The 24,671-nt window shown below is 71.6% G+C and carries 23 protein-coding genes and 2 pseudogenes; 13 read left to right on the top strand and 12 right to left on the bottom strand.

Annotated elements, in window-relative coordinates:
- Positions 1–355: 355 nt before the first annotated feature.
- Together ACIRPT_RS32205 and ACIRPT_RS32200 are read left to right on the top strand one after the other, a co-directional pair.
- Positions 356–574, top strand: a complete 219-nt coding sequence (locus ACIRPT_RS32205; protein ID WP_403508461.1) for a hypothetical protein — start codon at positions 356–358, stop codon at positions 572–574.
- A 325-nt stretch (positions 575–899) separates the two neighbouring features.
- Positions 900–1,844 carry an oxidoreductase gene (locus ACIRPT_RS32200; RefSeq protein WP_403833544.1) on the top strand — a complete coding sequence of 315 codons (945 nt, stop codon included), beginning with the start codon at positions 900–902 and terminating at the stop codon, positions 1,842–1,844.
- A 42-nt stretch (positions 1,845–1,886) separates the two neighbouring features.
- Here the strand turns inward: ACIRPT_RS32200 and ACIRPT_RS32195 are convergent, their stop codons facing one another.
- Positions 1,887–2,420 (bottom strand): type 1 glutamine amidotransferase domain-containing protein, encoded by a 534-nt coding sequence (locus tag ACIRPT_RS32195; RefSeq protein ID WP_403833541.1) that lies wholly within the window; start codon positions 2,418–2,420, stop codon positions 1,887–1,889.
- Positions 2,421–2,646: 226 nt separating this feature from the next.
- Here ACIRPT_RS32195 and ACIRPT_RS32190 point away from each other — a divergent pair, with 226 nt between their 5' ends.
- From ACIRPT_RS32190 to ACIRPT_RS32180, 3 genes are all read left to right on the top strand, one after another.
- Positions 2,647–4,245: a PucR family transcriptional regulator gene (locus ACIRPT_RS32190; protein ID WP_403833539.1), complete on the top strand. Its 1,599-nt coding sequence runs from the start codon at positions 2,647–2,649 to the stop codon at positions 4,243–4,245.
- A gap of 62 nt (positions 4,246–4,307) precedes the next feature.
- On the top strand, positions 4,308–5,264 hold the full coding sequence (locus tag ACIRPT_RS32185; protein WP_403833536.1) for a metallophosphoesterase family protein: 957 nt from the start codon (positions 4,308–4,310) through the stop codon (positions 5,262–5,264).
- A complete protein-coding gene (locus ACIRPT_RS32180; protein ID WP_403833534.1) occupies positions 5,261–5,920 on the top strand; it encodes a 4'-phosphopantetheinyl transferase in 660 nt (219 codons plus the stop codon). Before ACIRPT_RS32185 ends, ACIRPT_RS32180 begins: the two co-directional genes overlap by 4 nt.
- Before the next feature lie 219 nt (positions 5,921–6,139).
- Here the strand turns inward: ACIRPT_RS32180 and ACIRPT_RS32175 are convergent, their stop codons facing one another.
- Positions 6,140–7,279 (bottom strand): GDSL-type esterase/lipase family protein, encoded by a 1,140-nt coding sequence (locus ACIRPT_RS32175; RefSeq protein ID WP_403833853.1) that lies wholly within the window; start codon positions 7,277–7,279, stop codon positions 6,140–6,142.
- Positions 7,280–7,669: 390 nt separating this feature from the next.
- Between ACIRPT_RS32175 and ACIRPT_RS32170 the strand changes: the two are divergent.
- Both ACIRPT_RS32170 and ACIRPT_RS32165 read left to right on the top strand, forming a co-directional pair.
- Positions 7,670–7,921: pseudogene (locus ACIRPT_RS32170) on the top strand (HEAT repeat domain-containing protein); the annotation flags it as partial.
- A 247-nt stretch (positions 7,922–8,168) separates the two neighbouring features.
- A complete protein-coding gene (locus ACIRPT_RS32165; RefSeq protein WP_403833889.1) occupies positions 8,169–8,384 on the top strand; it encodes a hypothetical protein in 216 nt (71 codons plus the stop codon).
- Positions 8,385–8,434: 50 nt separating this feature from the next.
- Here the strand turns inward: ACIRPT_RS32165 and ACIRPT_RS32160 are convergent.
- Positions 8,435–8,619: pseudogene (locus ACIRPT_RS32160) on the bottom strand (peptide-methionine (R)-S-oxide reductase); the annotation flags it as partial.
- A gap of 696 nt (positions 8,620–9,315) precedes the next feature.
- Between ACIRPT_RS32160 and ACIRPT_RS32155 the strand changes: the two are divergent.
- On the top strand, positions 9,316–10,038 hold the full coding sequence (locus tag ACIRPT_RS32155) for a VWA domain-containing protein (protein ID WP_403833532.1): 723 nt from the start codon (positions 9,316–9,318) through the stop codon (positions 10,036–10,038).
- 381 nt (positions 10,039–10,419) lie between these two features.
- Here the strand turns inward: ACIRPT_RS32155 and ACIRPT_RS32150 are convergent, their stop codons facing one another.
- The gene (locus ACIRPT_RS32150) at positions 10,420–11,247 is read right to left on the bottom strand and encodes a helix-turn-helix domain-containing protein (RefSeq protein WP_403833850.1); all 828 of its coding nucleotides are present in this window, start codon (positions 11,245–11,247) and stop codon (positions 10,420–10,422) included.
- A gap of 111 nt (positions 11,248–11,358) precedes the next feature.
- Here ACIRPT_RS32150 and ACIRPT_RS32145 point away from each other — a divergent pair, with 111 nt between their 5' ends.
- On the top strand, positions 11,359–12,072 hold the full coding sequence (locus ACIRPT_RS32145; protein ID WP_403508441.1) for an SDR family oxidoreductase: 714 nt from the start codon (positions 11,359–11,361) through the stop codon (positions 12,070–12,072).
- Between the two features lie 586 nt (positions 12,073–12,658).
- On the opposite strand, the gene ACIRPT_RS32140 is transcribed toward ACIRPT_RS32145, so the two are convergent.
- The gene (locus tag ACIRPT_RS32140) at positions 12,659–14,170 is read right to left on the bottom strand and encodes a serine hydrolase domain-containing protein (RefSeq protein ID WP_403833529.1); all 1,512 of its coding nucleotides are present in this window, start codon (positions 14,168–14,170) and stop codon (positions 12,659–12,661) included.
- Positions 14,171–14,233: 63 nt separating this feature from the next.
- Positions 14,234–15,031 (bottom strand): hypothetical protein, encoded by a 798-nt coding sequence (locus ACIRPT_RS32135; protein WP_403833847.1) that lies wholly within the window; start codon positions 15,029–15,031, stop codon positions 14,234–14,236.
- Between the two features lie 111 nt (positions 15,032–15,142).
- Between ACIRPT_RS32135 and ACIRPT_RS32130 the strand changes: the two genes are divergently transcribed.
- Positions 15,143–15,850, top strand: a complete 708-nt coding sequence (locus ACIRPT_RS32130; RefSeq protein ID WP_403833527.1) for a TetR/AcrR family transcriptional regulator — start codon at positions 15,143–15,145, stop codon at positions 15,848–15,850.
- Positions 15,851–16,043: 193 nt separating this feature from the next.
- Here the strand turns inward: ACIRPT_RS32130 and msrB are convergent, their stop codons facing one another.
- From msrB to ACIRPT_RS32110, 4 genes are all read right to left on the bottom strand, one after another.
- Positions 16,044–16,451 (bottom strand): peptide-methionine (R)-S-oxide reductase MsrB, encoded by a 408-nt coding sequence (gene msrB, locus ACIRPT_RS32125; protein WP_403833525.1) that lies wholly within the window; start codon positions 16,449–16,451, stop codon positions 16,044–16,046.
- Positions 16,452–16,466: 15 nt separating this feature from the next.
- Complete coding sequence (murC, locus tag ACIRPT_RS32120; protein WP_403833523.1) at positions 16,467–17,867, bottom strand: UDP-N-acetylmuramate--L-alanine ligase; 1,401 nt, start codon at positions 17,865–17,867, stop codon at positions 16,467–16,469.
- Positions 17,868–18,034: 167 nt separating this feature from the next.
- The gene (locus ACIRPT_RS32115) at positions 18,035–18,697 is read right to left on the bottom strand and encodes a response regulator (RefSeq protein WP_403833521.1); all 663 of its coding nucleotides are present in this window, start codon (positions 18,695–18,697) and stop codon (positions 18,035–18,037) included.
- The gene (locus ACIRPT_RS32110; protein WP_403833844.1) at positions 18,694–19,857 is read right to left on the bottom strand and encodes a sensor histidine kinase; all 1,164 of its coding nucleotides are present in this window, start codon (positions 19,855–19,857) and stop codon (positions 18,694–18,696) included. Before ACIRPT_RS32110 ends, ACIRPT_RS32115 begins: the two co-directional genes overlap by 4 nt.
- Positions 19,858–20,114: 257 nt before the next feature.
- Here ACIRPT_RS32110 and ACIRPT_RS32105 point away from each other — a divergent pair, with 257 nt between their 5' ends.
- Both ACIRPT_RS32105 and ACIRPT_RS32100 read left to right on the top strand, forming a co-directional pair.
- Positions 20,115–21,185, top strand: coding sequence for an ABC transporter permease (locus tag ACIRPT_RS32105; protein ID WP_403833842.1), 1,071 nt, complete (start codon positions 20,115–20,117; stop codon positions 21,183–21,185).
- On the top strand, positions 21,182–21,862 hold the full coding sequence (locus ACIRPT_RS32100) for an ABC transporter ATP-binding protein (RefSeq protein WP_403833518.1): 681 nt from the start codon (positions 21,182–21,184) through the stop codon (positions 21,860–21,862). Before ACIRPT_RS32105 ends, ACIRPT_RS32100 begins: the two co-directional genes overlap by 4 nt.
- A gap of 62 nt (positions 21,863–21,924) precedes the next feature.
- Here the strand turns inward: ACIRPT_RS32100 and ACIRPT_RS32095 are convergent, their stop codons facing one another.
- Positions 21,925–22,389: an indole-3-glycerol phosphate synthase gene (locus tag ACIRPT_RS32095; protein ID WP_403833840.1), complete on the bottom strand. Its 465-nt coding sequence runs from the start codon at positions 22,387–22,389 to the stop codon at positions 21,925–21,927.
- A gap of 153 nt (positions 22,390–22,542) precedes the next feature.
- Positions 22,543–23,385, bottom strand: a complete 843-nt coding sequence (locus ACIRPT_RS32090; protein ID WP_403833515.1) for a pyrimidine reductase family protein — start codon at positions 23,383–23,385, stop codon at positions 22,543–22,545.
- A 109-nt stretch (positions 23,386–23,494) separates the two neighbouring features.
- On the opposite strand from ACIRPT_RS32090, the gene zapE reads away from it, so the two are divergent.
- Positions 23,495–24,580, top strand: coding sequence for a cell division protein ZapE (gene zapE, locus ACIRPT_RS32085; protein ID WP_403833837.1), 1,086 nt, complete (start codon positions 23,495–23,497; stop codon positions 24,578–24,580).
- Positions 24,581–24,671 lie beyond the last annotated feature (91 nt).

Genomic DNA, 24,671 nt, shown 5'->3' with positions numbered 1-24,671 from the left:
CTGCACCACCCCGCGCCGGCCACTCCGGCACCCGCACAGATATGCCCATACAGGGCCCGTACCGGGCTTTTCCCTGAGGGTTGCCCCGTAGCTACCATGCGAGGGGATTCATCACCCAGAGGCGAATAAAGCCGCCGGGGAGCGATCGTGAGCGTAAATTGCGGCCAGGTAAAAACCCGGTCGGCAGGTTGCCTGACGCTCCGCCGACGTGATTGCATCCTGCGAGCACGAGTCGTCGCTATTGACGCCCGACCTCGGGCGGGACGCGACTGCCGAAATCGTCCTGATTCGCTTTGCCCGGCAATCCGCCCGGTATGAGTACAGGAACTCAGAGCATTGAAGGGAAAAGCACGCCATGCGTAAAGGCTTCACCTTTGAGAACGACGCCTGCGAGATTTCCGACAGCGAGCTGGACGGCATTTCCGGTGGTCTCGCCAGCGCCGGCGGCGAGGTGGCCGGTCACGGCGTCGCCGTGAACATCGGCGATGTCGTCGGGACCGCCCAGTCCCTCGCGCCCACGCTGCCCGTCTCCCAGGTCGCCGGCCTGGCCACGGTGGCGACCACGGGCGTCTGAACACGGCTTCTGCGACACGGTGTTATCACCGTCATCGCTCGGCCCACCGGTGCAGCTGGGCACCGCCAGGGCCGACCGGACCCCGGGACCTACGTCCCGGGGTCCATTGTCGTTTTCGGCGACCGGTCGGCAGTCGCCGCTTTCGCGTACGGACGGGTCGCGCACCGAACTACTGGGGGCCGCTGCCGCTCGTCCGAGACGAACTCACGCCTGCGCCGGGCCACTTCAGAGCGAGCCGCCCCCTCCATCGTGCCCCGACGCCATCGGCTGATGACATCAAGATGCGCTCTTGACACCGAGTGCCACATGAGGCAGCTTGTGCCGCATGAGCAATCAGCAGCGCTGGACCGCCGAGCAGATCCCCGACCAGAGCGCGCGCGTCGTCCTTGTCACCGGGGCCAACAGCGGCCTCGGCCTGGCGACCACCCGGGCGCTAGCCCGCAAGGGCGCGCACGTGATCCTCGCCGTACGGGACGAGGCCAAGGGGCGCCGGGCGGTCGCGGAGATCACCGCCGAGCAACCCGCCGCCCGGCTGGAGGTGCGCCAACTCGACCTGGCGGACCTGGACTCGGTCCGCGCCTTCGCCGAGCGGCTGCACGCCGACCGCGCGCACCTGGACGTGCTCATCAACAACGCCGGCGTGATGGCGCCGCCCCGGACCCTCAGCGCGCAGGGTCACGAAGTGCAGTTCGCGGCCAACCACCTCGGCCACTTCGCGCTCACCGGCCTGCTGCTCGACCTGCTGGAGGCCGGGGACAACCCCCGTGTGGTCACGGTGAGTTCGCCCAACCACCGGCAGGGAACCCTCTTCTTCGATGACCTCTCCGGTGAGCGCAAGTACTCGCCCATGGGGTACTACAACCAGTCGAAACTGGCCAACGCCGTCTTCGGCTGGGAGCTCCACAAGCGGCTGACCGCGGCCGACAGCCCGGTGCGGAGCCTGCTCGCCCACCCCGGCTACACCTCGACCAACCTCCAGACGAGCGCGCCGGTCGGCATGGTGAAGCTGCTGTTCGGCCGCCTCCTCCTGCCGCTCGCCCAGTCACCGGACCGGGGCGCGCTGTCTCAGCTGTACGCGGCGACCGCCCCCGACGCGGAGGGCGGGCAGTTCATCGGCCCTGACGGCATGGCCGAGCTGCGCGGCGCGCCGAAGCGGGTGGAACTGGCCCCGAGGGCCTCCGACGCCGAGACCTGCCGCCGGCTGTGGGAGCTGTCGGAAGAGCTGACCGCCGTGCGGTTCGCGTGCAACGGCTCGGCGCCACGGCCCTGATCGATGCGGCCCGCGGCGTTCCGGACTTCGGCCCCGTGCGGCCTAAGCCGAGAATTCCTCGACGAAGGCCGCGTTGAACGCCTGCAGGTCCCCGGGCTTCCGGCTGGTGATCAGGGTGTTCGGGCCTGCGGTGCAGATGCTGACCCGTTCGTCGACCCAGGTGCCGCCGGCGTTGCGGATGTCGGTCCGGAGGCTGGGCCAGGACGTCAGCGTGCGGCCGCGTACGACATCGGCCTCGATCAGGGTCCACGGCGCGTGGCAGATGGCGGCCACCGGCTTGCCCGCGGTGAAGAACGACGCGACGAAGGCCACGGCCTCGGCGTCCAGGCGCAGCGCGTCCGGATTGGCCACGCCGCCGGGCAGCACCAGGCCGTCGAACCGGGCCTCGGATGCCTCGCCGACGGTCAGGTCGACGGGAAAGCTGTCGGCCCGGTCCAGGTGGTGGAACGCCTGCACCTTCCCCGCCGAGGTGGAGACCAGCTTCGGCGTGCCGCCCGCGTCGGTCACCGCCTGCCACGGACCGGTCAGCTCGACCTGCTCGGTACCCAAGGGAGCAACCAGGAACGCCACCCGCATAGCGCACTCACGTCCGTTCGTGTCGGTGGGCGGGGAAGCGGTCGCCCGTCCCTCCTCACGACCATAACGGGGCACGTCGGATCGCTCATCCGCTGCGCGAGCGGTGGCATCGCGGTGCGCGCGAAGGTGCCCGGATGAATTCCCGGGTGCGGCCGCGGGGCTCGGTCACTCGGTGACCCGCTCGCCCGATCGTCCATTCCATGGGCAAGTGGCGGACACTATGTCCATGCCCCTGCATATCTCGGACCTGCTGGCCCGGCCGGATCTGAATCTGTCGGTCACCTACGACGTGCCGCCGCGGCTGTTGGCGCGCACCGTCGAGGCGGCGACCGTCTCGGATCTGCTGGTCCCCGGCAAATGGCTGCAGGGCGGTGAGCTGCTGATGACCATCGGCCTGCTGCTCCCGATGGAGCCGGCCGCCTGCCGGGCGTACGTACGGGATGTCGCCGAGGGCGGCGCCGCGTGTCTGGCGCTCGGGCTGGGGCAGGGGCTGCCGTATCAGGAGGCGCCCGAGCCGCTGGTGCGGGCCGCCGAGGAGGCCGGGCTGCCGCTGCTGACGGTGCCGGACGAGGTGCCGTTCATCGCCGTGACCAAGGCGGTTTTCGACGCCCGGGCCGATGAGCAACGCGAGGTGCTGCACCGGGCGTTCGCCACCCAGCGGCGGCTGACGGCCGCGGCGGCCGGCGACGGGCTGCGGCCGATGCTGGAGGAGTGGACGGCCGCCACCGGAGTGGGCGCGACGGTGCTCGATCCTCTGGGGCGGCTGCTCGCGGCGGGCGAGCGGGAGACGAGCCCGCCGCCGGCGGAGGCCCGGGACCTGATCGAGCGGGTCGCGGCGCGGGGCCTGCGCGGCAGCGCCTCCAGTACGGCGGCGGGGCGGCAGCTGGAGGTCCAGCCGCTCGGCGCCCGGCGGCTGCGCGGGCTGCTGCTGCTCACCGGCCGCCCGGACGACGCCGCCCGTTCGGTCGTACCGGGGCTGGTCTCGCTGCTCTCGCTGGAGCTGGAGCGTCGCCATCTGCGCGATGAACCGGAACGCCGCCGCAGGTCGGCGCTGCTGTCGGAGCTGCTGGCCGACGAGGAACTGTCGGCCGGGCGGGCCCGCGACATGCTGGCCTCGGCCGGTCTGACCGCCGAACGGGTGCGGGGGGTGGTGGTCGAGGCCGGCGACCGGAGCGGCGGTACGGGGCGCGGGACGCCGGCCGCGCGGCCCGCCGAAGACGCCGCCCACGACATGGCCGCCGACCTCGCGCTGGCGATGCCCGGCGGGCTGGTCAGGGTGACGGACGGGGTCATCGAGGCGGTCGTCGGCGAGGACCTGGACATCCGCGATGTGCTCGCCCGCTTCGCCCCGCGCTGCGCGGCCGGGATCGGTCCGGCCACCGCGCCCGAAGCGGTACGGGTCTCGCTGCACCAGGCGACCGGGCTCCTCGCCGTCAGCCGGTCGAGCGGTGAGCCCGCGGAGGCCCGGCAGAGCGAGGCCAGCAGGCTGCTGCTGGACCTGGGCGACCGCCGTACGCTGCACGGATACGCCGACACGGTGCTCGGGCCGCTCGATCTGGCGGACAACGGCGAGGAATTGATTGCCACTCTGGCGGCCTGGCTGGAGACCGGCGGCGCCTGGGACGCCACCAGCCGGCGGCTCGGCGTGCACCGGCACACCGTACGCAACCGCCTCGACAAGGCCATGGACCTGACCGGCCGCCGCCTCGACGACCCGGACGACCGCTTCGACCTGTGGCTGGCCACCCGGATCCGGCGCGGCGGCACCCCTTCCCCCGGCCCCGCCGGCACCCCGGCACCGCCCCCGGCCCCGCGCGGCCGGTAGCCGCAACGCGCCCGGCGCCAAACGCCCTTCATTCTCACCCCGGCACCGTCTTTACTTCGACCATGGCTTACGAGATCCGCAGCATTCCCCCGGGTACCGTCACGGCACCCACCGCCGGCCCGCCGCCGGACCAGGACCGCGGTCAGCGGCGCGGACGCGGCACGCTGGTTGCCGTCAGCGATCTGCACGTCCGCTACGACGAGAACCGCGACATCGTCGAGCACCTGCACCCGGAGTCCGACGACGACTGGCTGCTGATCGCCGGTGACATCGGCGAAAACATCGCCGACATCCGCTGGGCGCTCGCCCTCCTCAGCAGCCGCTTCGCCAAGGTCGTGTGGACACCGGGCAATCACGAACTCTGGACGACCAGCAACGACCCCGTACAGCTGCGCGGTGTCGCCCGCTACGACCATCTCGTGGAAATCTGCCGGGAGTTGGGGGTGCTCACGCCCGAGGACCCGTACCCGGTCTGGGAGGGCGAGGGCGGTCCGGTCGTCATCGCGCCGCTCTTCCTCCTCTACGACTACTCGTTCCGGATGCCGGGGCTGGACTCCAAGGAGGCGGCGCTCGCCGTGGCGGAGGAGGCCGGAGTGGTCTGCACCGACGAGCACTTCCTGCACCCGGACCCCTATCCGACGCGCGAGGCGTGGTGCCGGGCGCGGGTGGCGGCCACGGAGGCCAGGCTCGCCGCCGTTCCCGAGGATCTGCCCACCGTGCTCATCAATCACTTCCCCCTCGTACGCGAACCCACCCGGCCGCTGTGGCACCCGGAGTTCGCGCTGTGGTGCGGCACCGAGGCGACCGCCGACTGGCCCCGCCGGTTCCGGGCCACGACGGTGGTTTACGGCCATCTCCACATCCCCCGGCTGCTGATCTGCGACGGCGTGCCCCACCAGGAGGTCTCCCTCGGCTACCCGCGCGAGTGGCGCCGCCGCTCCAGCGCGCCGGGCCGCCCGGTGCAGATCCTGCCCGCCACGACCGCGGTCACCTCCGACGCCACCGGGACCCGCGCATGATCGACAAGCTGCTGCCGCTGCCCATCCGGGCCGCCGAGGCCTTCGAGGACGACCCGCTGTCCGCGATGTTCCCCGAGGAACGGGCACTGGTGGCGGGCGCGGTCCCGCAACGGCAGCTCGAATTCGGCACCGTACGCCGCTGCGCCCGCACCGCACTGTCGGAACTGGGCATCGACCCCGCCCCCATACTCCCCGGCCCCGGCCGCGCCCCCCGGTGGCCGGACGGCATCGTCGGCGCGATGACCCACTGCGCCGGCTACCGCGCCGCGGCGGTCGCCCGCGCCAGGGACATCGTCACCCTCGGCCTGGACGCGGAACCCAACAAGCCGATCGACGACCCCGGTGTCATCGACCTCGTCACCCTCCCCGGGGAACGCACCCAGCTCCCCCGCCTGGCGGCGCTCGAGCCCGACGTCGCCTGGGACCGTCTGATGTTCAGCGCCAAGGAGTCCGTCTACAAGGCGTGGTACCCCCTCACCGGCCGCTGGCTCGGCTTCGAGGACGCCCACATCACCCTCGACCCCACCGACGCCACCTTCACCGCCCGCCTCCTCGTCCCCGGCCCGGTGGTCGCCGGAACGGCCGTCGAGGAATTCAGCGGGCGGTGGATGGTGGGCGCGGGGCTGGTGATGACGGCGATCGTGCTGCCTGCGTGAACCGAGGGAGTGCGCGTCCGACGCCCGCGGCCTGAGTCTCCGTCACCTCACCGTGGGTGTCCCGCACAGGCGTCGGCGCCAACGGAAGTGCGTGGCCGCGGTGGCGGACGGACGGATCGGCACCGCCGGCTGCGGCCCTTCTCCGGGCGGCCGGCGGTGCTCTGCGTTCCTCAGGTTCGGCCTTGAAGTGCCCCGACGGGCGCCGCGGGGCCCCGCCGTTCAGCGGAAAGGGCCGTCGTCGGCGAAGGCGTGGGCGGCGAAGCGCTTGCCCATCCGGCGGTAGGCGGCGGCGGTGGGGTGCAGCCCGTCGGCCAGTTCCGCCGCCTCGTCCGGGCCGAGCAGCTCGCGTCCGTCGAGATAGTGCAGGTGGGGATCGCGTGCCTGCCGGGCCGCCACGATCCGGGCCAGCTCGGCACGGACCACCGTCAGCGTCAGGGCCCCGTCGGCCACATCGGCCGGTTCGCCGAGTGCCGTGATCTTCCCGTCCGGGCCCATCGTGGTCGGGCCGGGAGTCTCCTCGAGGGCCGGGCAGCTCACCGGGGACATCAGCAGCAGCGGGGTGTCGGGGTGCTTCTCCCGGATCGTGTCCAGGAATCCGTGCACCGCCGGGCCGAACGTCCGCAACCGGAAGGCGGCCAGGCCCACGATGTTGATGCCCACCTTGAGGCTGATCAGGTCGGCGGGCAGATCGCGGATCGTCCGGGCGACATAGGGGTCCAGCAGCTCGTTGCCCGCCTGGCCGAGGTTGATCACCTCCACTCCCCCGAGCCCGGCCGCCACCACCGGCCAGGTGCCGGTCGGGCCGTCGGCTTCGAGGCAGTGGCTGATGGAACTGCCGTAGTGCACCCAGCGTCGCCGCCCGTCCGGCAGGGGCTCCAGCACCTCGCCGTCCGCGCGCAGGGCAACCAGTTCCGTGGGCGTCTGCTGCGGCAGCCACAGCTCGACGTTCTTCATGCCGGCCGGCAGCCCGTCGAACCGTACGCTCCCCGGCTCACCCGGGATCAGCCGTTGCGCCCCGCCGGGACCCGCCATGCGCATCACATTGCCCACCGGCGCCTGCCGACGCCCGGCCGGGGCACCGTCCACCAGCAGCTCCAGCATCCCGGTCGGACGTGGCTCCGGGTCGGTGTCGAGCTGCCCCGTGGAGGTGAGCACCTCCAGCTCCACGGCACGCGCATCGGTACGGAACACCAGCCGCACGCCGGAGGGCATCAAGGTCACCCCGTAGACCGACGGGTCCTGGTACTGCTCCGTGGTCCACGCGGGCAACCGGCGCGGCATCACCCCCGACCGCGTGATCTCCAGGTCCAGTGCGCCCCGTAGCTCCACCGGCCCGTCCACCAGCGGAACCGTCCTCATTGCCACCGCCACCACTCCTGCCACAGGGGAAACGCCCTCATGCCGGATACCCGTCGGAACCCACGAGTTTCCCCTCGCCGCCCCTGACACACCGGCACACCGCGCAATGCGATCCTCATCTTCGCTGACACGAAGCTACTGATCACCGATTTTCGATGCCAACGATCACCCTTCACCGGCACAGGGCACCGCCTCGGAGACCGCAGCGCCGCACCGCCGCATCAAATCGACACGCCATCGCCTTTGTGCCCGTCATAAAACCATGGTGCACGGGCCGGTCCGTCGATGAGACTGCGCAGGTGAGCCACCACGACCCCTGCCCCGGCCGGTACGAGAGCTGCCCTGCCCCCGCCGGCTGCCCGCCCTCGCGCGCCGCACGAGCCCGGTGTCATGACCTCCCACATCGGGGCACTCGTCCGGCAGCTCGACGGCGAGGCCGGCGCGTCCTACGACGCCCGCGCGGAACTGATCTGGATCGGCCCCGAGGCCATCCCCGCCATCATCGACGGGCTGCCTTTCCTCGGCGGTTTCGGCCGGCTGACCGCCATCGAGGTCTTCGAGGAGGTGGCCGACCCCCGCTGCGGCCCCGCCCTGATCGGCCTGCTGCACAGCGCGGACCCCACCGTCCGGGAGTGGGCGGCGATGGCCCTGGCGAACCTGGAGATCGACGGCGCGGTCGAGCCGCTGCGTCGCGCCTACCGCGCCTGCCTGGAACGAGGCACCCCGCCCGACTGGACCGAGCCCGGCGGTATCCGCTGGGCCCTCAACGCGCTCGGCGCCCGTACCCCCGCTGACCGCCCGCCTGCGCGGCGCGGCCGGCGCGGAGAGCCCCGGCTGGCCCGTCGCCCACCTCGCGGCGGTCACCAACGACCTCGCCGACCACGACCAGGTGATCCTCTACTCCCAGTTCTGGAAGGTGGAGGGCAAGAAGACGTACGGGATCTCCGCGACGAGTCCGCAGTGGGAGCTCGACTGGACCGCGCCCTGGGAACGGCTCGTCGAGGAGGCCCGCACATGGTCCCTGCTGGAAGCCGCCGAAGCCCCCGCCGGCGAGAACGTCTTCGCGTACCCCGCCTGGATCGACCGCAGCGACTTCCAGCCCTGAGCCCGCCTCCGCACCGCGTCACCGACACCGGGCGCCGAGGTCGCGATGTCCGTCCCGATGCAATACCGCTGGTCGGTGGGGGTGGGGTAGCCAATCCCCCTTCGAAGACGTGGCCGAGGTGCGCGCCGCACCGCGCGCACCGGACCTCGGTGCGCACCATCCCGTGCGAGTGGTCAGAGATGAGCTCCACGGCATCCGAGTCGCGCGGGTCGTAGAAGCTCGGCCAGCCGCCATGCTTCGCTGGTTCACGCTACTTCCCGTGATATCAGCCGTGGGCGGACGCCGCCCCGCCCACCGGGTTCATTCTCTGCCCCGGCATCGCGCCGTGGCAGAGCGTCGGGGAACAACTGAGCCCGGGAGTACGCACGTCAGCAGCAGGCCGTCCATCGCGAACAACTGTGGCAGCAACGCGAGTTGGCCCGCCGGCAGCGGGCCGCCGAAGCGGAACGCAAGCGCCAGGACCGCGAGCGGCAGCAGGCGTACGTCGCCCATCAGACGCAACTCGCAGCCGACCGCACAACCGGAGTCGAGCACGAGGCCGACCAGCTCCGGCAGCTACAAAGACGTCATCGCCGGTCCGGTCCCACCGCAGCGGCGGCCGTGAAATGGCCTGCCGCAGCGGCCGACCTACTGCGGCCGGATAGTGGAGCGTGGCGTGGGCCTCGGCCGAACCCGATGGAATCCCCAGGGTCGAGAAACCGCGTCATGAGCTCGTCCCCTTCGGCATAGAGTCGGCACAGCGTGAGCACCGCCCCTGGAGTCTGATCGACGCGTATGCCGTGGCGGAAGCAACGACGCCGGATACCACCAGTCCTCGGAGCCTGCCTGCCAACAGACCCGCCCCCGTGCTCAGACCGGCCTGCGGGCAAGGCGCTGCGACAAACTCGACGTCACGGCAACGAACGTTCCGTCCGGGGAAAGGAAGCCAACGATGAGTCCGCTGAGTCTGGAGAAGGTGCAGCAGGCTGCGCCACCGCTGGTGAGCCTCTACAAAGAGGCCGGGGTCAGCCTGCGCAAGCACGGGCTGCAAGGGCAGCGAGCCACGGTGTACCTGGTGATGGACCGGTCGGGGTCGATGCGTCCCTACTACAAGGACGGGACGATGCAGCATCTGGCCGAACAGGTGCTGGCCGTCTCGGCGCACCTGGACGATGACGGTGTTGTCCCGCTGATGTTTTTCTCCACCGATGTCGACGGGGTCCATGAGATCGGTCTGGACAACTACGCGGGGCACATCGCTGCCTTGCACGAGCAGTTGGGCCACATGGGGCGCACCCACTACGAGGCCGGGATGGATGCTGTGCTCGATCACTATCTCGCCTCGGGTACGACCGTCCCGGCACTGGTGATCTTCCAGACCGACGGCGGACCCACCAGCCGCCCCGCCGCCGAGAGGTGGCTGTGCAAGGCGGCAGCGTTGCCACTGTTCTGGCAATTCATCGGTTTCGGCGACCCTGACGACCGGGATTTCGAGTTTCTCCACCGCCTGGACGAACTTCCCGTACCGAGCCGCCGGATCGTCGACAACGCAGGCTTCTTCGCCGCCGGTACCGATCCTCGCTCGCTGTGCGATGCCGACTTGTACGACCGGCTTCTGGGGGAATTCCCTGCCTGGCTTGCCGCTGCCGGGCGTCGCGGCATCCTTCCACTCTGATCGCTGAGCCGGATCCGGGGGCGCGGAGCGCCTACGTCAGTGCGGCGGAGGCGGTGCGGACGCCGCCCGGAGGCTGATCGAGGGCATTCGGCCATGCACCGCTTTCTTGGCCACGAGTAACGTGGCAGTGCGCTGTGCCCAGGAAGGACTGGCTGAGCTACGGGTGCTGAAGCTCGAAGCGATCTGCAAAGCGCCATGGCCCCTACGGCTTCCCGTGCCTGCGGCGATGACCCCGCCGTGAAAACCGAGGCGACGCCATGCAGGGTCCGCTCCCGGTATGTGCCTGGCCGAACCTCTGGGGTACTCACGTTGACCTGCTCCCGGTACCGCCTGGGGTCGTCTCGGAAGGTGCTCGCCCGGGTTGGGGGCTGCTCCCCCAGTTCAGGCGGTTCCCACGTCCTCTGTGGTCATTGCCAGCAGGACCAGGGCGTCATACTCGGCCGTCCCGGGCGGGGCTTGGTAGATCAGGATGCGCTGACCGTCACCGGCACGGGTGAGCACCTCGTTGGCGAGTCTGACCGGACCGATCGCCGGGTGCCGGAACGCAGTCTCGCCCCCTCGCTTGACCCACACCTCGTGCCGACGCCACAGAGCGGCGAACTCACCGCTGGCCGAGGACAGTTCGGCAACCAGCGCGGCGGTACGCTCCGGCGCGGTCAGTTCAGCGGTGTGCAGGTGTGCGACGCAGTTACGGGCTACCCGGTCCCAGTCGGCGAACAGCACGCGCGCAGCCGCGTGCAGAAAGGTGTACCGGATCGTGTTGCGCTGCCCTGCCGGCCAGTCACTGAGCCCCGGCATCAATACCAGGCCCTCGGGATTGGCGGCCAACACATCGTTGACCTCGTCGAGTACGTACGCCGGGCTGGGTCGGACCGACTCCAGCAGCAGCCGCAGGCCAGGGCCGGCCTGTTGGGAATCGGCCGGCCGGCGACGCGGTGTCCGCCCGCCCACCTGGTCGGCAAGACCGAGCAGGTGGGCGTGCTCGTCAGCGCTCAGGCGCAGAGCCCGGGCCAACGCGCCCAGTACCGCGTCGCTGGGCGCAGTCTCCCGCCCCTGCTCGATCCGGATGTAGTAGTCCACGCTCACGCCGGCCAGCGCAGCCAGCTCCTCGCGGCGCAGCCCAGGTGTGCGCCGGATGCCCGGACCGGTGGGCAGCCCGACATCGGCCGGGCCGATCTGCCCGCGTCGGACCCGAAGAAACGTGGCCATCGCGTTCACGGCTTCGATTCTGCCACCGACAGATCCGCGCCTGGGTGGCTGTGGCACACCTAGGAACCATGCGGCCTCCCCTGTCCCGATGCGGCGGTGCAGCCTCGCATCATGACCAACGCGATCATCATTGGCGGCGGCTCCGGCATGGGCTTTGCCCTGGCCCGGAACCTGCTTGCCGAAGGCATGGATGTAACGATCGTCGGCCGGTCCGCGAGCCGCCTCGCGGCGGCCCGGGCGGAACTCGAGCCTGCAAAGCGGGGGGAGATCAGCACGTTCGAGGCCGACCTGGCGCGGGAGGAGGACGTGGCCGAACTGTTCGCGCAGGTGGAGCGAGTGGACCATGTGGCGGTCACCGCCGCGGACGCGACGGGCGTGTACGGGCGGACCGCCGACGTCGCCACCGCAATCGCACGGTCCGTCGTGGACACCAAGCTGCTCGGTGCCTGGCTGATCGGCAAGCACGCGGCCGGGAAGGTCACCGGCTCGATCACCTTCACCTCGGGCATCAACGCCTACCGGCCGAACGGGTCGAACACGATCATGGCTGCAGCCAACGGTGCGCTCGCATCGCTGGCCTACGGGCTGGCGATGGAACTGGCACCTACGCGAGTGAATGTGATCTCCCCTGGCTGGGTGGACACCCCCATCTGGAGCCAACTCGGCATGGACAAACAGGCAGCCTTCGCCGAGCTGGCCGAGCGACTCCCGGTCCGGCGTGTCGGCACCCCCGACGACATCGCCCAGGCATTCTTGTCGTTGATGCGCAACGGGTTCATCACCGGGACCGTGCTGCACGTCGACGGCGGACACCGCATCACCTGATCCGGCACCCGGACATCCGGAACCCGAGTTCAGGTCCACTGGGCGGCGCACCCCGCGACCCGAAAAACCTGTGGCCCGAACCCCGCTACGGAAATCAGCCGGGCCTCGGCAAGGACTCCGTGGAGAACAAGCTGAAGACAGCGGTCTGCAAGTGCCGCTTTCGGCACGCTCGGCGCACTGGGACGAACACCCCACCCGTCAGGGGGATTTCCCTATCGTGATCCTTGGGCAGGACGGCCGGCTGCCACGAGACAGAGCAACGTACCGAAGGCCCAGTAAGGACACGGAAGGGAGCAAGCACCCCCCCACGGGCATCACCGACCGGATCAACGCCGCCGCACGGGCCCGCCGGCAGCCGCAGGTCCGTAAGCGCCGGCAGTAGCGGGCCACCACCGGGGGGGATCACGGTCGGGACCCGCGCCCGGTTCGGCTGCACCGCACCGATCGGTTCCACCCACGACGGGGCTTCCGCCGCCCGACTGGGCAGCTTCCCCCGGTGCCGAACCCGGCGAACCCCATCCGTGGGCAAGAGCGTCCTATGTGGTCACTGCACCAGGTGGACTTGGCCGTTAGGTGGACTTGGCCGTTAGGTGGACTTGGGCGTCGCGCGGACACCGAAGTGGACGTACCGGCTGCCGTCGGCGAGCGCGTAGAACACCACAGGAATCCACGCGTCCTTCTCGTTGCGGCGGCCGGCGAAGACCGTCTTCACCGGCGTGTGCGAGACCGGGGTCAGGTGCCAGACCAGCGGGTCGAAGGTGCCCGCCAGGCCGTCCGCGCCCTCGTACGTCAGCCGCAGTGTGCCCGGGCCGCCGTCGCCGGCGGCGATGGTCATCAGGAAGCCCTCGCGCTTGTAGCCGCCGAGGAACGGCTCCGTCTCCACCGCCACGGGTTCGGAGGCCGGCGCGAAGCCGGGCATGGTGACCCCGGCGAGTTCGGCGCAGAGCTCGCGGCAGAGCGCCTCGAAGACCTTGGGCGCGGCCCCGCCGCCGTTGGTCAGCAGGGCGATGGCGAGGCCCTTCTCCGGGATGGCACGCAGGTAGGCGAGCTGGCCGAAGGTGCTGCCGTCGTGCCCGAAGCCGCGCGCGCCGTCCCACTCGAAAAGGCCCCAGCCCAGTCCCCAGTGGGCGCCGAGGAACCACTGGTCGGGCATCTCGACCTCGCGGGTCAGCATCGCGTCGACCACGGCGGCCGGCAGTACCCGGGTGCCGTCCGGCGCGGCTCCGCCGTCCACGAAGGCCCGCGCGAACCGGGCCACGTCGGCGGCGGTCGCACTGATCCCGCCGTACGGGCCGGCCGAGCGCGGCATCATGTTCCACAGCGGGGTGGGAACGGGGGTCTCGCCCGGCTCGCCCATGTGCCCCATGGCGGCCCGGAAGCGCAGCACCTCCTCGGGCAGGGTCATGGTGTGCTCCAGCCCGAGCGGGGCGAGGAGCAGCTCCTTGAGCGCCTCGTCCCAGGTCTGGCCGGTGACCACCTCGACGATCCGGCCCAGGACGTTGTAGGCGGTGCTGGAGTACGACATGGTGACGCCGGGCGGGTTGGTCAGGCCGACGGTCCGCGCGCCCTCGATGTAGCGGGCCAGGCAGTCGTCGCCCCGGCCGGTGTCGTTGACGTAGTCACCCTCGATGCCGCTGGTGTGGTTGAGCAGCTGGCGCGGCGTGATCGTCCGGGTGGCCCCGGCGTCGGCGACCGCGAAGTCCGGCAGGACGTCCGCGACCGGCGCGTCGAGGTCCAGCTTTCCTGCGTCGGCGAGCAGCACCACCATGGCGGCGGTGTAGCCCTTGCTGACGGAGCCGATCTGGAACACGGAGTCCGGGGTCACCGCCACGCCGGTACCGGTGTGCAGGATGCCGGCGGCCACCTCGTGGATCTCGCCGCCGGCGAGCACGGCGAGGGCGGCGCCGGGGATGTGGTGGGCGGTGAGGAGCTCGCCGAGCCGGGTCTGCCAACGGGCGGTGTCGAACCCCGGGGCGCCGTCGCTCACGCCCAGCGCGCGGTTGACCGTACGGGCCACGTCACGGTCGGTGTGGTCCAGGATCTTGGCCACCTCCTGGTCGACGAGCCTCGACACGTCCCGGCGCAGGTTTTCCGACATGCTTCTCTCCCTCATGGTCATGGTGGATAAGGCGCGGGTGGGGCGGGGACGGTGCCCGGGGGGCTAGCCGGCGCTGCGGGTCCGCCGGCCGATGAGCCCGGTCAGCGAGGCGACCGTCGTGCGCGGCGGCTGCCGGAGGTCGCGGTCCGGGTGCAGGACGGTGCGGAACGCCGCCCAGGCGAGTGCGCCGAGGGCGAAGCCGTAGCAGGAGACCAGCCCGTGCCCGTTCTCCTGCGCGAACCACATCGCCAGCCCGAGCACCGGCACGCCGAGTGCCAGCAGCCGGTTCTTGCGGACGGCCCGGCTGCGGCTCGTGCCCTCGTCGTCGGAGCCCTTCCCGGCGGCCTCGCCGGCGTTCTCGTCGGCGCCGCCGCGCAGCAGCAGGGCCGCGGCCAGCGTCGCGCCCAGGAAGTAGGTGGCACCGGAACTGCCGGCGAAGTTGCGGGGGTCGGTGCTGTGGGAGGTCTGGCCCCACAGTCTGTCGATCTGCTCCGGCAGCAGGATGCCTGCGGCGAACAGGCCGAGCGTCAGCGGCGCACCCCAGAACCAGTCGGCGAAGGCCGCGACGGCGGCGAGGGTGGCGATGTTCCAGGCCGCCCCGCCGAGGCCGCCGTTCTGCATGAAGACCGAGGTGACCACGCGCCACCAGCCGGACTTCGACGGGTCCGCGTCGAGCGCGCCCATCGCCCCCGACCAGCAGAGCTGGAGGGCCACCCCGGCGAGCGCGAGCCCGGTCAGGCCGACGCCGGCCCAGGGGATCCGCCGCCGGCCCAGTGTGCTCCGGCCGACCAGGGCCAGACCGCCGTTGAACATCAGCACCATCAGTGCCGCCGTGGTCACGTTGAACAGCAGGATGTCCATCGTCACCGCCCCCTCCCCGTCGTGTGCGATTTCGCTGATCAGGACATTAGCGCGACCCGGCGCTTTTTCAAACAGTGTTTGAAGACTGCCACGGCTCGCTAGACTGCGGCCGTGAAGTTGACCGCAGACCTGATCATCGACGCGGGGATGGCGGTGTTCGCCCAGACCGGCTACCACGGCTTCTCCGTGCGCCAGGTCGCGGACCGCCTCGACGTGCACGCCGGCAGCCTCTACTACCACGTGCCCAGCAAGGCCGCACTGCTCCAGCTGATGGCCGACCGGGTGGCCGGGCAGGCATACGACGCCGGCACCGCCGCCCTGGCCGGACTGCCCGCGCAGGCAAGCTGGCCGGCGCGGGTCACGGCGCAGGCCGTCGCCCTGCGACAAAGCATCCGGCAGCACCCCGGCGGGGCGATCATGCTCGCCGGCAGCCCGAAAACCCTCAGCCCCGGCGCGCTCTCGCTGATGGAACGGCTGCTCGCCACCCTCGCCGAGGCCGGCGTGCCCCCGGAGCACTGCGGCACCGCCGCCGACACCGTGCTCAGCCACGTCACCGGTTACGTGCTCCAGGAACAGAGCGAGCCACCCGCGGTGCCTGTCACCGCCGAGGACGTCACCGCCCTCCACCGGAGCTTCCCCCGGACGGCGGCCGCCACAGCCGCGCACGGGCCGGACGAGAAGTTCACCCGCAGCCTGGACCTGCTCTGCGCCGGCATCGGGACGCTGATCCGGCCGCCGTCCGAAGGAGCACCGTCCGAAGAACCCGACCGGCGGAGCCGGCTGTCGGGCGCTTCGGCCACGCCGACTCGTCGCTGGTGACAGAAAGGGTGCCGAATGAGCACCTGTGACAAGTCGAATGCCCAGGCCGTCATGCCGACGTGACCCGGCACACCCCGGAAGCACGGCCGGGTGCGCCGCCTCGGGGCAGCGCACCACACCTCGGGCTCGGTGCCGACGGCCTCTGCCTGCGCGAGCAGGTTGAGCGCAGGGCTCCGATCGTTGACTCGCCCGGTCAGCCCTCGTCCGGGATCAAGCGCAGGGCGATCGAGTTGATGCAGTACCGCTGGTCCGTGGGCGTCGGGTACCCCTCCCCCTCGAAGACGTGGCCGAGGTGCGAGCCGCACCGCGCGCACCGGACCTCGGTGCGCACCATCCCGTGCGAGTGGTCGGAGATGAGTTCCACGGCATCCGAGTCGCGCGGGTCGTAGAAGCTCGGCCAGCCGCAGTGGCTCTCGAATTTGGTGTCGGAGCGGAAGAGTTCGGCGCCGCAGGCGCGGCAGGAGTAGCTGCCTGCGGTTTTCGTGTCGGTGTATTCGCCGACGAAGGCGGGCTCGGTGCCGGCCTCACGGAGGACGTGGTACTCCGCGGGGGTCAGCTCGGCGCGCCACTGGTCGTCGGGCTTGTCGATCTCGTAGGGCATCTGGGCCTCCTCAGCTCAGCCGGCCAGGCGGGTCAGGATGGCGGGGCCGAGGTCGGTCACATCGCCCGCGCCCATGGTGAGAACAAGGTCGCCGGGCTTGGCCATTCCGGCGATGACGTCCGGGATCGCTTCCTTCGCGCTCTCCGCGGTGACATCGGCACCCGCGGCACGCGCGGCGTCGATGATCAGGGCGCTGGTGATGCCCGGGATCGGGTCCTCGCGGGCCGGGTAGATGTCCAGGACGACGGAGCCGTCGGCGAGGGCGAGCGCCTGGCCCATTTCCGCGCCGAGCTCCTGGGTGCGGGAGAAGAGATGCGGCTGGAAGACCACGAGGACGCGGGAGTTCTCGTCGGCGGCGCCGCGGATGGCTTCGAGGTCGGCGGTCATCTCCGACGGGTGGTGGGCGTAGGAGTCGATGACCTGGACGCCGGCCGCCTCGCCCTTGAGCTGGAGGCGGCGGTTGACACCGGTGTACGTGCCGAGGGCGGAGGCGAGGTTGTGCGGCGGCAGATCCAGGGCGACGCCGGCGGCCAGGGCGGCGACGGCGTTGTGGGCGTAGTGCCGGCCGGGGACCGAGACGGTGAAGGTGAGGATCTTGCCGCTGGTGAGGGTGACGGTGACGTCGCTGGTCAGGCCGCGGGGGTTGACCTTGAGGATGCGGACGTCGGCGTCCTTGGACTCGCCGTAGGTGACGACCTCGATGTCGAAGCGGCCGGCGATCTTCTCGGTCAGCTCGCGGGCGCCGGGGTGGTCGGCGGAGATGACCAGGGTGCCGCCGGGGCGGATACGGCCGACGAACGTCTCGAAGGACTCGTAGATCTCGTCCATCGAGGCGTAGTTGGCGTGGTGGTCCAGCTCGACGTTGAGGACGATGGCGACCTCGGGCGCGTACTTGTGGAAGCTGCGGTCGCTCTCGTCGGCCTCGGCGACGAAGATCTGGCCGGCGCCGTGCTCGGCGTTGGAGCCGGGGACGTTCAGGTCGCCGCCGATGGCGTAGGACGGTTTGAGGCCGAGGGAGGTGAGGGAGACGGCCAGCATGGAGGTGGTGGTCGTCTTGCCGTGGGTGCCGGCCACGGCGATGGGGCGCAGGCCGTCCATGAGGGCGGCGAGGGCGTCGGAGCGGTGGACGACCGGGATGCCGCGCTCCTGGGCGGCGGCCAGCTCCGGGTTGTCGGGGCGGATGGCGGAGGAGACGACGACGCAGGTGGCGTCCGCGGCCAGATGATCGGCGGCGTGGCCGATGTGGACGGTGGCGCCGAGGTCGCGCAGGGCCTGGGCGGTCGCGGAGGCCTTGGCGTCGCTGCCCGCGACCCGGGCGCCGCGCTGCGCGAGGATCTTGGCGATGCCCGACATGCCGGCTCCGCCGATACCGATGAAGTGCGGCCGGTCCATCGAGGCTGGGATGGCGGGTGCCATGGGTGGTCTCCCTGAATCGTCATCGTCGCGTGCGGTCGTGCGGTCGTGCGGTCGTGCGGTCGTGCGGTCGTGCGGATCTTGCTGTGGTGCTGTGGTGCTGTGGATGATTCTCGCACCCGGCGGTGACAGGGCGGGGCGGCACGGTCGCACGGCGGTGTTCACGGCGCTCAGCGGCGGATCAGGCCCCGGGCGGTGGCGGCGGCGACCGCGGAGGTACGGGAATCGACGCCCAGCTTGGAGTAAATGTGAACAAGATGGGACTTGACGGTCGCCTGGCTGAGGAAGAGCTGCTTGCTGATCTGCGCATTGGACAGGCCGTCGGCGACGAGCTGCAGGACCTCGGTCTCTCGGCGGGAGAGCGCGGTGGCGGGGGTGCGCATGCGGTCCATGAGGCGCAGCGCGATGGTGGGCGCGAGCGCGGATTTGCCGGCGGCGGCGGTGCGTACGGCGGCGGCCAGTTCCTCGGGCGGGGCGTCCTTGAGGAGGTAGCCGGTGGCGCCGGCCTCGATCGCGGCGAGGATGTCGGCGTCGGTGTCGTAGGTGGTCAGGACCAGGACGCGGGGGGCGCCGTCGCGGGCGGTGATGGCGGCGGTGGCCTGGGAGCCGAGCATCTTGCCGCCGAACTGGAGGTCCATCAGGACGACGTCCAGGTCGAGCTGCGCGGCGAGGCCGACGGCGCCCTCGGCGGTGGGGACGTCGGCGACGACCTCGAAGTCCGGTTCGGTCTCCAGGACGGCGCGCAGTCCGGCGCGTACGACGGGATGGTCGTCGGCGAGCAGCAGCCGGATGGTGGGGGTGCCTCCCTGCTCGGGGGCGTGCGGGGCGGTCACGAGGTGGCCTCCGGGCTGACGGGCGCTGCGGGGCAGGGCAGGGTGACGGCGACGGCGGTGCCCTCGCCGGGCGCGGATTCGACGGCGAGGGTGCCGTGCAGCGCGCGGGCCCGGGCGCGCATCGCGGCGAGGCCGAAGCCGGTGCCGGAGGCGGCCGCGGAGCCTGGGGCGGGGACGCGGGACGGCACGAAGCCGGCGCCGTCGTCGACGACGTCCAGGGCGACCTCGGTGTCCATGTAGCTGAGGGTCAGCTCGACGCGGTCCGCGGCGGCGTGCTGGACGGTGTTGGCGAGCGCGGACTGGGCGATGCGCAGCAGGGCGACCTCGTGCGGCGTGGGGAGGTCGGTGGGGGCGCCGGAGACATGGCAGTGCACGGCGAGGCCGGAGGTGCGGGCGGTGGTGGCGCAGAGCCGTTCCAGGGCGGCGGGCAGCGAGCCGGCCTCCAGATCGGGCGGGCTGAGGGCGCGCACGAAGCGCCGGGCCTCGGCGAGGTTGTCGACGGCGGCCGTACGGGCCTGGCGGACATGGCCGAGGGCCGTCTCGGGGCGCTCCGGTATGGCGCGTTCGGCGGCCCGGAGCAGCAGCTGGATGCTGGAGAGGCCCTGGGCGAGGGTGTCGTGGATCTCGCGGGCCAGCCGCTCGCGCTCGGCGAGGACTCCGGCGGCGTGTTCGGCGGTGGCGAGGTCGTGGCGGGCGGCGGTGAGCTCCTCGATGAGGCGGCGGCGCGCCTCGCTCTCCCGGTAGAGCGCCTCGTAGCCGAGGACGACGGCGACCGCGACGGCCGCGCCGAGGACGGGGCCGACCACCGTGCCGACGCTGAGGGTGTGGGTGTGCCAGCCGAATCCGGCGATGGCGGCGGCGGTGGTGGCCGCGACGACGGGCAGCGCCGCGCGCAGCGGCAGCAGATGCAGCTGGACGAAGAACAGCGGGAAGGCCAGCCAGACGCCGTCCGGGGTGAGTGCCAGCAGCACCATCCACAGGAGCACGACGGCCCCGAGCCAGAGGCCCGCGGCGGCGGTGGAGGTGCGGATGCGGGGCAGCGAGGGCCCCATGGCGTACAGGGCGAAGAGGGCCACGGCGGTGACGATGACGGCCGGGGCGTCCGCGGTGTGATGGGCGACCGCCCGTACACAGGCGAGCGCGAGCAGCGCGGCCACCATCAGGTGGAGGCAGGTGCGCAGCACCCGCAGCACGGGGGTGAGGGAGTGATCGCTCCCGGCTTTCTCGGTCACGGCCTCTTCAGGCTACGGGCCGGTCCGACCTGCGGCATCAATCGAAAGGTGGAGCGCGGGCCGCATCTTTCGATACGGGCGGCCCCCTCCTGAGCGCGATGTGCGGGGCCGTGGCCGTGGGCGACGGTGGGGTCAGCCGTCGGGCAGTGGGGCCCGGCGGCCCCGATCCGAGGATGGCAAAGCCTGTGTTCGTCGCCTGGAGAGACCTGAGGTTCGCCAAGGGGCGGTTCGCCCTGATGGGCACCGTCATCGTGCTGATCACGGTGTTGGTGGGCCTGCTGTCGGGCCTGACAGCGGGGCTGGGCCGGGAGAACACCTCGGCGGTCACCGCGCTGCCCGCCGACCATCTGGTCTTCTCGGCGCCTCCGGAGGGCAGCGCCGTCTCGTTCACCGATTCGCGGCTGCCGGAGCGGACCGTCGAGGACTGGGCGAAGGTGCCGGGCGTACGCGGCGCCGAGCAGCTGGGGATCGCCACGACGAAGGCGGAGGCGGGGAGCCGAACGGCGGCGGTGTCGGCATTCGGGATCCGATCCGGGTCGCCGCTGGGTCCGGGCGGGACGGGCGTCGGTGACGGCGAGGCGGTGCTGTCCGAGAAGGCAGCGGAGTCGCTGGGTGTACGGGCCGGTGACTCGCTCACGCTGGGCGGGCGCAGGGTCGAGGTGGCGGCGGTGTCGGGCGCGGCGATGTACAGCCACACCCCGGTCATCTGGACGTCGCTGGGGGACTGGCGGCGGCTGCCCGGCGGCTCCGGTGGCGCGACCGTACTCGCCCTGTCCGCCAACGGGTCGGCCGATCTGGCCGCCGCCGACAAGAGGCTCGGCACCCGGACCGTCACGGCCGACGACGCCCTGAAGGCGATCGGCTCCTACAGCGCCGAGAACGGCTCCCTCCAGCTGATGCGCGGCTTTCTGTTCGCCATCTCCGCGCTGGTCATCGGCGCCTTCTTCACGGTGTGGACGATCCAGCGCAGCGGCGATGTCGCCGTCCTGAAGGCGCTGGGCGCCTCGACCGGCTCCCTGCTGAAGGACGCGCTCGGCCAGGCCGTCGTCCTCCTGCTGATCGGTACGGGCCTGGGGACGGCCGTTGCGGCCGGAGTGGGCGCCGCCGTCGGGGGCACCGTGCCGTTCGTGCTCGACCCCGCCACCGTGCTGATACCGGCCCTGATCATGATCGCGCTGGGTGCCGTCGGCGCCGCGCTGTCCATCCGCCGCATCACGTCCGTAGACCCGCTGACCGCCCTGGGAAGTGCCCGATGAGCCTCGAACTGACCGATATCACCCTCACCTACCCCGACGGCGGCGGCCGGCTGACCGCACTGGACGCGGTGTCGCTGGCGGTGCCGCCCGGCCGGATGACGGCGGTGATCGGCCCGTCCGGCTCCGGCAAGTCGAGCCTGCTGGCGGTGGCCGCGACGCTGATCACTCCGGACCGCGGGCGGGTGGTGATCAACGGCACGGACACCACGGGCCTGAGCCGCGCCGAGCTGACGACGCTGCGCCGCACGGCCATCGGCACGGTCTTCCAGCAGCCGAATCTGCTGCCGTCCCTGACGGCCGCCGAGCAGTTGCAGGTGATGGCCCATCTGGACGGCCGCTCCCCCCGTAAGGCCAGGTCGCGGGCGCTGGAGCTGCTGGCGGCGGTCGGCCTGGAGGGGCAGGCCGGCCGGCGCCCGCACCAGCTGTCGGGCGGCCAGCGGCAGCGGATCAACATCGCGCGTGCGCTGATGAACGAGCCCGCCGTCCTGCTGGTGGACGAGCCGACCAGCGCGCTGGACCACGAGCGGGGCGCCGCGGTGCTCGATCTGCTGACCACGCTCACGCATCGGCGCGCGACCGCGACGGTGCTGGTCACCCACGACCGTTCGCATCTGGCCGCGGTGGACGAGATCGTCGAGGTGCGGGACGGGCGGCTGAGCGCTCCGCTGCCGGCATGAAACACCGCGGGCCGGGCCACGGGTTCGCCGTGGCCCGGCCCTGATCCGCCGCCGGACACGCCTTAGGGGGCGTCGTTGACCGGATCGTCGGGTGCGTGCGCGAAGAGTTTGAGGACCGGCACGCCGACCTTGTGGCGGGCTCGGGAGGCCCAGTCGCGGTGGAAGAACTCCTCGACGAAGTGCGGGGCGGTCAGCACGATCACCTCGTCGGCGTGGGTCTGCTCGACGACGGACTGCAGTAGGTCAAGCGGGTGCTCCTCGACCACCTGTCCGACGGCCTCGGCCCCGGTGGCGCGCAGTGCGGTGAGGGTGTGGGTCAGCGCGCGCTCGACCGGAAGCTCCGCGGTGGTCTCCGCGCCCTCGCGCACCGCGTCGTCGAATTCGCCCAGTGCGACGTCGTCGATGGCCCGCAGCAGGACGTCCTGCTTGCCGCGCGGCTGCATCAGCACAACGAATGATCCCTGGTCATCGCCGTGCAAGGTGCTCACAAACTCCACGTCGGCCGGCGTCAGCGGCTTCTCGATCATCAATACGCTCGTGAACACGACGGACGCCCTTCTCCTCTTCGGGCCCGCTTGGCGCGCGCCCACAGAAACCATCCTGCCCCGTCGCCACACGGGACCTGTTGGCCTTTAGTGTGCCCAACCGAAGCTAAGCGGAACTGATAATTCCGCTCATTGTCACGACCGACGGTATCGGGTGAACAGGAACCCGGCCTCCTCCAGAACGGAGGCCAGGACGAACCGTTCGGGAACGAGCACCGCGGGTCCGTTCATGATCCTCGGCGCACCGCCGACGGCGACCACCGGAGCCAGCGACAGACACATCTCGTCCAGCGCCCCGGCCGCCGCGAACTGCCCCAGAAGCGACGGTCCGCCCTCGGTGAGCAGCCGCTCGTGCCCCCGCTCGGCGAGCACCCCCGCCACCCGCGCCGGATCCACACCCAGCCCCTCGCCCGCGAAGAGCACCTCGGCGCCCGCCGCACGCGCCTCGTTCACCCGGTCCGCCGGGGCGCCCGCGCCGGTCAGTACGAGGGTGGGCACCAGGGGCTCGGTGAACAGCGGCAGCGTGAAGTCCAGGCCGAGCCCCGCGGTCACCACGACGATGGCGGGGGCCGGTCCCTGGCCCGCGGCGGCCCGCCGGGCGGCGAACGCCTCGCGCGCGCGAGCCGGCCGGTAGCCCTCCTGCCGGACCGTTTCCGCGCCGGCCACCACCGCGTCCGCAAGGCCGCGCAGCACGCCGAAGATCCGCATGTCGGCGTCGCTGGACAGCGGCTGGGAGCGGCCCTCGTGATGGGCCGCGCCGTCCATGGACGACACCATGTTGGCGCGCAGCCAGCCGGTGCGGCCGGCCCGTACGGGATCGTCCGCCGCCGGATACGCGTAGGCCTCGGCCAGCTCCTCCAGCGTCCACTCCCGGTCCGTGGTGTCCGCGGGCACCGCCCCCGACGTGGGGTTCTCGTCGCCGCGGGCCACGGCGGCCGGGACGGTTTGCTGAGCGAATGGTGGATACAGGCGTCGCATGGCGGCAGTGTGACATGCCTCGCTCACCGGGCCGAGGGGTCCGGCGGAGCGACTAGGCTGGACGGCTGTGTCGTCGTCTTCCCAGCCCTCGTCCTGCCAGCCCGCCCCGATAGCCGGAGCGCCGGCTGACGGGAGCGATGCGGCCCCCACCGCCCTCACCGCACGCGCGCCGCAGGTCCCGGCCGACCGTCTGGTCGCCGAGATGGTGCCGCCGCCGCGTTTCCAGGGCGCCCGCTTCGACACGTACATACCCGACGCCAAACAGCCCAGCCAGGTCGAGGCCGTCCAGGTGCTGAGCGCCTTCGCCGCGAGCATCCAGGGCGGAGCGGGCGCCGACGGCACGGCGAAGCGACGCTGGTTCGCCAAGACCCCTAAGAAGGCCGCCCCCAAGGGTCCGCGCGGTGTCTATCTGGACGGCGGCTACGGCGTCGGCAAGACCCATCTGCTCGCCTCCCTGTGGCACGCCACCCCCGCCCCGCCCGAGCGCAAGGCCTTCGGCACGTTCGTCGAGCTCACCAACCTCGTCGGCGCCCTCGGCTTCCAGCAGACCATCCGCACCCTCGGCGAGCACAAGCTGCTGTGCATCGACGAGTTCGAGCTGGACGACCCGGGCGACACCGTCCTGGTCTCCACCCTGCTCGGCAAGCTGGTCGACTCCGGCGTGGCGCTGGCCGCCACCTCCAACACGCTGCCCGGCAAGCTCGGCGAGGGCCGGTTCGCCGCCGTCGACTTCCTGCGCGAGATACAAGGCCTCAGCGCACACTTCCGCCCGCTTCGCATCGACGGCGAGGACTACCGCCACCGCGGTCTGCCCGAGGCACCCGCCCCGTACGACGACGAGACGGTCACCCGCGTCGCCTACCGCACCCGCGGCTCCTCGCTCGACGACTTCCCCTCCCTGCTGGACCACCTCTCCAAGGTCCACCCCAGCCGCTACGGCGCGATGTGCGACGGCATACAGGCCGTCTGCCTCACCGACGTCCAGGCAGTGCCCGACCAGTCCACCGCGCTGCGCCTGGTGGTCCTCGCCGACCGGCTCTACGACCGCGAGATACCGGTGCTGACCTCCGGCAAGGCCTTCGGCGAGCTGTTCAGCGACGAGATGCTGCGCGGCGGCTACCGGAAGAAGTACTTCCGCGCCATCTCCCGGCTCACGGCGCTGGCGCGCGACGCGGGGGCGCTGGTCGCGCGCTAGGTGTATTGATCCGCAGCGTTGTTCACGCGGGTGATGGGCGGTTTCCCGTCCAGTGCGGTGTGGCATCGGTGGTGGTTGTAGGTGTGGAGGA

The organism is Streptomyces sp. NPDC101227, from assembly GCF_044767545.1.
Taxonomy (GTDB): Bacteria; Actinomycetota; Actinomycetes; order Streptomycetales; family Streptomycetaceae; genus Streptomyces.
Note: the sequence above shows the minus strand (reverse complement) of the source record. Positions and strands in the feature narration are given on the sequence as shown.

Excerpts from the sequence above, each read along its gene's own strand:
- ACIRPT_RS32195 (WP_403833541.1), bottom strand. The coding sequence starts at position 2,420 with ATGCGGGTGGCGTTCCTGGTTGCTCCCTTGGGTACCGAGCAGGTCGAG.
- msrB (WP_403833525.1), bottom strand. The coding sequence starts at position 16,451 with ATGCCCTACGAGATCGACAAGCCCGACGACCAGTGGCGCGCCGAGCTG.
- ACIRPT_RS32185 (WP_403833536.1), top strand. The coding sequence starts at position 4,308 with ATGGCTTACGAGATCCGCAGCATTCCCCCGGGTACCGTCACGGCACCC.
- ACIRPT_RS32140 (WP_403833529.1), bottom strand. The coding sequence starts at position 14,170 with ATGTCGGAAAACCTGCGCCGGGACGTGTCGAGGCTCGTCGACCAGGAG.
- ACIRPT_RS32150 (WP_403833850.1), bottom strand. The coding sequence starts at position 11,247 with ATGGCCACGTTTCTTCGGGTCCGACGCGGGCAGATCGGCCCGGCCGAT.
- murC (WP_403833523.1), bottom strand. The coding sequence starts at position 17,867 with ATGGCACCCGCCATCCCAGCCTCGATGGACCGGCCGCACTTCATCGGT.
- ACIRPT_RS32200 (WP_403833544.1), top strand. The coding sequence starts at position 900 with ATGAGCAATCAGCAGCGCTGGACCGCCGAGCAGATCCCCGACCAGAGC.
- ACIRPT_RS32145 (WP_403508441.1), top strand. The coding sequence starts at position 11,359 with ATGACCAACGCGATCATCATTGGCGGCGGCTCCGGCATGGGCTTTGCC.
- ACIRPT_RS32180 (WP_403833534.1), top strand. The coding sequence starts at position 5,261 with ATGATCGACAAGCTGCTGCCGCTGCCCATCCGGGCCGCCGAGGCCTTC.
- ACIRPT_RS32110 (WP_403833844.1), bottom strand. The coding sequence starts at position 19,857 with ATGGTGGCCGCGCTGCTCGCGCTCGCCTGTGTACGGGCGGTCGCCCAT.
- ACIRPT_RS32190 (WP_403833539.1), top strand. The coding sequence starts at position 2,647 with ATGCCCCTGCATATCTCGGACCTGCTGGCCCGGCCGGATCTGAATCTG.
- ACIRPT_RS32155 (WP_403833532.1), top strand. The coding sequence starts at position 9,316 with ATGAGTCCGCTGAGTCTGGAGAAGGTGCAGCAGGCTGCGCCACCGCTG.
- ACIRPT_RS32175 (WP_403833853.1), bottom strand. The coding sequence starts at position 7,279 with ATGAGGACGGTTCCGCTGGTGGACGGGCCGGTGGAGCTACGGGGCGCA.
- ACIRPT_RS32100 (WP_403833518.1), top strand. The coding sequence starts at position 21,182 with ATGAGCCTCGAACTGACCGATATCACCCTCACCTACCCCGACGGCGGC.
- ACIRPT_RS32090 (WP_403833515.1), bottom strand. The coding sequence starts at position 23,385 with ATGCGACGCCTGTATCCACCATTCGCTCAGCAAACCGTCCCGGCCGCC.
- ACIRPT_RS32095 (WP_403833840.1), bottom strand. The coding sequence starts at position 22,389 with ATGATCGAGAAGCCGCTGACGCCGGCCGACGTGGAGTTTGTGAGCACC.
- ACIRPT_RS32135 (WP_403833847.1), bottom strand. The coding sequence starts at position 15,031 with ATGGACATCCTGCTGTTCAACGTGACCACGGCGGCACTGATGGTGCTG.
- ACIRPT_RS32205 (WP_403508461.1), top strand. The coding sequence starts at position 356 with ATGCGTAAAGGCTTCACCTTTGAGAACGACGCCTGCGAGATTTCCGAC.